Source organism: Acinetobacter sp., from assembly GCF_036659555.1.
Lineage (GTDB): Bacteria > Pseudomonadota > Gammaproteobacteria > Pseudomonadales > Moraxellaceae > Acinetobacter.
Genome location: NZ_JAVXCI010000114.1, coordinates 1 through 4,645, shown reverse-complemented (window position 1 = coordinate 4,645; position 4,645 = coordinate 1). Strand labels below are relative to the sequence as shown.

Annotated in this window: 4 protein-coding genes; 2 read left to right on the top strand and 2 right to left on the bottom strand. The window is 52.8% G+C overall.

Annotation, left to right across the window (positions count from 1 at the left end; translation table 11 throughout):
• Positions 1 to 13: 13 nt before the first annotated feature.
• Positions 14 to 1,297, top strand: a complete 1,284-nt coding sequence (gene hemA, locus RSA72_RS13025) for a glutamyl-tRNA reductase (RefSeq protein ID WP_332624075.1) — start codon at positions 14 to 16, stop codon at positions 1,295 to 1,297.
• Between the two features lie 69 nt (positions 1,298 to 1,366).
• Here the strand turns inward: hemA and RSA72_RS13020 are convergent, their stop codons facing one another.
• The gene (locus tag RSA72_RS13020) at positions 1,367 to 3,292 is read right to left on the bottom strand and encodes a DNA primase (RefSeq protein ID WP_332633295.1); all 1,926 of its coding nucleotides are present in this window, start codon (positions 3,290 to 3,292) and stop codon (positions 1,367 to 1,369) included.
• A 202-nt stretch (positions 3,293 to 3,494) separates the two neighbouring features.
• Complete coding sequence (locus RSA72_RS13015) at positions 3,495 to 4,487, bottom strand: outer membrane protein assembly factor BamD (protein ID WP_332624292.1); 993 nt, start codon at positions 4,485 to 4,487, stop codon at positions 3,495 to 3,497.
• Positions 4,488 to 4,558: 71 nt separating this feature from the next.
• Here RSA72_RS13015 and RSA72_RS13010 point away from each other — a divergent pair.
• Positions 4,559 to 4,645: hypothetical protein (locus tag RSA72_RS13010; protein WP_332633297.1), on the top strand; the 87-nt coding region annotated here is incomplete at its 3' end.

Below are 4,645 nucleotides of genomic sequence, written 5' to 3'. Positions count from 1 at the left end.
ATGATGATCTGATATGTCTTTCTTTGCATTGGGTGTCAACCATCAAACCGCCTCTGTAGAATTGCGCGAGCAAATTGCATTTAACCCTGAAAAGTTAAGCGCCCTGCTTGCGCAGCAAAGCCGCGCCGCCTGTCTGAATGACATGGTGGTGGTGTCTACCTGCAACCGAACCGAAGTCTATGCCATGTCTGACAATCCAGATATGGTATTGCATTGGCTCGCCCAGGCAAATCATCTTGATGTTAAGCAATTGTCAAATCATGTATACCGCTATGAAAATGCGCAGGCCGTTACGCACTTGATGCGCGTTGCCAGCGGCCTGGATTCGCTGATGCTGGGCGAACCGCAAATTTTAGGTCAAGTGAAAACCGCGCTGTCTTTAGCCAAAGAGGCTGCAACCGTTTCGCCAAATTTAAACCGGATTTTTGAATATGCTTTCTACGCGGCCAAGCGGGTGCGTTCAGAAACGGCTGTGGGCAGCCATGCGGTGTCTATGGGCTACGCAGTCGCGCAGCTGGCATTGCAGGTATTCAGCAAGCCGGAACAGCTGGCTGTGCTGATTGTGGCGGCCGGTGAAATGAATAGCCTGGTGGCGAAGCATTTAGCGGAAATGGGCGTGGGTAAAATCATCATCTGCAACCGCACCCGCAGCCGAGCGGAAGCGCTGGCGCAGGAAATTGCCCACCGCGTGGATGTGGAAATTATTGAATTCGATGATTTGGCAGAGAATCTGCACCGCGCGGATGTGATTTCCAGCTGCACCGGCAGCCTGCATCAGGTGATTTATTTTAAAGACGTCAAAGCAGCCTTAAAAAAACGCAGATATAAGCAGATGCTCTTGGTCGATTTAGCTGTGCCGCGCGATATTGAAGCCAAAGTGGAAACGCTGGACGGCGTGTATTTATACGGCGTCGATGACCTGCAGAGCGTGATTGACGAAAACCTGGCGCAGCGCCGCCAGGCTGCGGTTGAAGCGGAAGTGATGGTGAACCAGCTGGCTACTGAGCTGGTGATCCAGCAGAAAGTCAATTTGGCGGGCTCAACCATTCATGCTTACCGTGAGCATGGCGAAAGCTTAAGGCAGGAAGAGCTGGCGCTGGCCTTGCAGCGCCTGCAGAAAGGCGCATCCGCAGAGCAGGTGCTGCGGGAATTTTCCTACCGGCTGGCCAATAAGCTGCTGCATCCCGCCTCAATTGCGCTGCGCCATGCGGCTACTGCGGAAGACCCGTCCTATTTTGAGATGCTGGGGCAGGATTTAGCCGAAACGGCAGCCAAGCGCCGCCAGCCGAAAAAATAAGCCTGAAAGCCGCTGCGGCCACCCTGAACAGGATTCGAGAACGCCTGGCCCTTAGGCTGGGCGTTCTCTTTAGTCTTCCAATAAGGTCATCGACCTTTTTTTGCCAATTTCATAAATTTTCTGCTTCAGGTTGCGCATTTCGGCCAGGCTGGAAAATTTCCTGGATTTGAGTTTCTGCTGCAGGCATTCATACTGCAGCTTGGTTGAAAGGTCAGCCGCCAGCTTGTCCGCCTGTTCCGGCGATGAAGTATAGTCGCTGATATTGGCGTGTTCTAAAATATTCTGCAGTTCATGATGATAGGCTGCACATGCGCCCAGCGCATAATAGGAGGACAGCTCTGGATCATCCGGCAGTTCATCAAAAATAATATTGAAAATATTCAAAATATGGAACAGCAGCAGATCCTGCGGAATCAGCGCGCGCAGCGGCTCAAAATGAATGTATAAATAAGGGTGATTGATCAGAATCGCAATCACATATTCTTCGGCGTCAATTTTGGTGCTGAAGCTTAAGGATGCGTCATTGTTGACCTGCGGCTGCCATTTGCGGCTGAAGCCGAGTTTTTCGCGGAAATACTGCTGCAGCAGGTAGCGGTAAGAGCCTGTTTTAGGCAGCAGCTCGGTCAGCTGGCGCAGTTCGCCCATGACTTGGCTTTTGCCTTCCGGAGAGGCGGGGTCATAGCTCTGGGTTAAATGCGCAAAGACAAATTCGGACAGCAGCGGCGCAGCGTCTAAAAGGCGCCGGAAGTTTTCCATGCCTTCGCGCCGGATCAGGGAATCCGGATCGTGCTCATTCGGCAGCACAAAGAACTTCAGCTCGCGCCCGTCATTCAGCAGCGGCAGGGCAATTTCCAAAGTGCGCCGGGCGGCTTTCTGGCCGGCAGCGTCGCCGTCAAAGGCAATGGTGATGCGGCTGTTCTGCTTGAACAGAATGTTCAGATGCTCAGTGTTGCTGGCTGTGCCCAGCGTCGCCACGGCGCCGGCAATGCCGTACTGCTGCAGGGCAATCACGTCCATATAGCCTTCCACCATCAGCCAGTCTTGGGCTTTCTGCTTGCGGCCTTCGTACAGGCCGTACAGCAGCTGGTTTTTATGAAAGACTTCGGAATCCGGCGAGTTGATGTATTTCGGCTTGATTTCATCGTTCAGCGCGCGCCCGCCAAAACCGACCACGCGGCCTTTGGCGTCGCGGATCGGAAAAATCACCCGGTCGCGCAGCAGGTCAAAGTCGCGCCCGCTGTCACTGGTGCGGATCAGGCCCAGCAGCTTCAGGCCTTCCACATCCTGCGGAAAGGCTTTTTCCAGATGCTGCCAGTCTTCCGGCGCATAGCCTAAGCGCCAATAGGCAATGGTTTCGCGGGACAGGCCGCGCTGCCGGAAATATTTCTGCGCGTTCTGGCTGTGCGGCAGCTGGCGCTCATAGAATTGGGCGATACTTTCCAGCAGGTCATACAGGTTGCCGTCCTGCGCAGTTTCTTCAAATGCCGGCGGCTGGCTGAACGCCGCGAAAGGGTCATGGCCGTAAAAGGCGTCATCCTGCGCCTGAAACTCTGCAAAAGGGTCATGCTCAAATGCCGGGGCAGGGCTGAGGCCGGCAGCATCCGCCGCTTGCTGTGCAGGCTGCGCCGGCGGCTGTATCTGGGCGGGCGCTTTGGGCTTCGGCGCTTCGCGCTTGTACTTCAGCTTATTCGAGTCATGATTGTCTTTCGGCAGTTCAATGCCGGTCTGGCTGGACAAGTCTTTCATCACTTCAATGAAATTGCGGCTGCCGATATCCATTAAAAAGCGGATGGCGTTGCCGTTGGCCTGACAGCCAAAGCAGTGGAAATACTGCTTATCGCGGTAAACGTGAAAAGATGGCGATTTTTCCTGATGGAACGGGCAGCAGCCTGAATAGGTGCGGCCGGTCTTTTTTAATTTCACAAATTGACCAATCACATCGACAATGTCGGTGCGGTCCAGAATCTGGTCAATGGTGTGCTGAGGAATCGCCATGCTGTTTTATCGGGGTAATCCAGTCGTCTAAAAGAGGATGCAGCAGCTTTAAAGCTGAATGCCTGCATATATGCTGAGCATTAATTTGTATACCTTTTAACCGGGCAGATCAAGCCGGATCAAAATCCGCAGCGCCGCGATGCTAAAAGGGCAAGTATGATAACTTGCCCTTCAGTAAAAATCGACCTGTATAGCAGATGATTTATTGCGCCGGCTTTTCAGCCTCTGCAGCTTCCGCTTTAGGGCGGTCCAGCAAGCCAAAAGACAAGCGGTTGGTTAAGCTGCGGTTTTCGCTGTCATTGCCGGCGCTTTTGACTTCATCCTGCTCAGAATGCGTGCGGCCTTCTTTGCCGAAAATGCCTAAAGTCGCGCGGTTCCATAAGCTGCCTTCGCTGCGCGCAGCCCGCATGTTGACCGTGCCGTCAGACTTCACCAGCTCAGGGTAGTTGATTTTCAGCACATTAATATACTGCTGGGCAGTCGCCTGATCGCCTAATTTATCGTAGCCGTAGGCAATGGTCGCCAGCGCTTCCGGAATTTGCGGTGTTTGCGGATAGTGTTCCACGACCCAAAGCGAGCGCTCTACCGCAGCCAAATAGGCTTTGCGCTGAATATTGAAGCGGGCAGCGTTCATTTCGCTTTCAGCCAGTTCCTGGCCGATGAATTTCATGCGCTGGGCGGCGTCTACCGCATAGGTGCTTGACGGATAGCGGCGGATAAAGTCAACAAAATTCTGATAGGCCGCTTTCAAATAGCTGACATCACGGTGCGACTGCTTTAAGGAGGTGTAGCGCAGCAGGCCGCTGTAATTCTGCTCCATATTGGACACGCCGCGCACATAGTAGGCATAGTCTGCATTCGGGTGCTGCGGATTCAGGCGGATAAAGCGGTCTGCCAGGGCAATGGCGGCTTCATAGTCTTTCTGCTGGAATTTGACATACAGCAATTCCAGCTGCGCCTGCGCTGCGTAGCTGCCAGTCGGGTAGTAAGTTTCCAAAGCTTCCAAATGCTTGGCAGCGTCGGTATATTGATGGCGGTCCAGCGCTTTTTTTGCTTTTTCTATATAAACCTGTTCGCTGGATTGCGGACCAGTATCGACCACATCTTTTTTGGGATTGCTGCTGCAGCCGGCCATTGCCGCTGCAATGCCAACGGTTAGCGCAAGCATTGTCATTTTATAATGCGGTAGCGACATAAAAATTCCTCTGTTAATACTGGCAATGAGCTACAATTGCACTATTAAACCACTTTTGCCTGAATGATCAAATGACTCAAGCACAATCTTCCGATACATCTTTCCCTGAAACTGATTTCAATTTACTTGAAGATTCTGAGGATGCAGATAACCATACT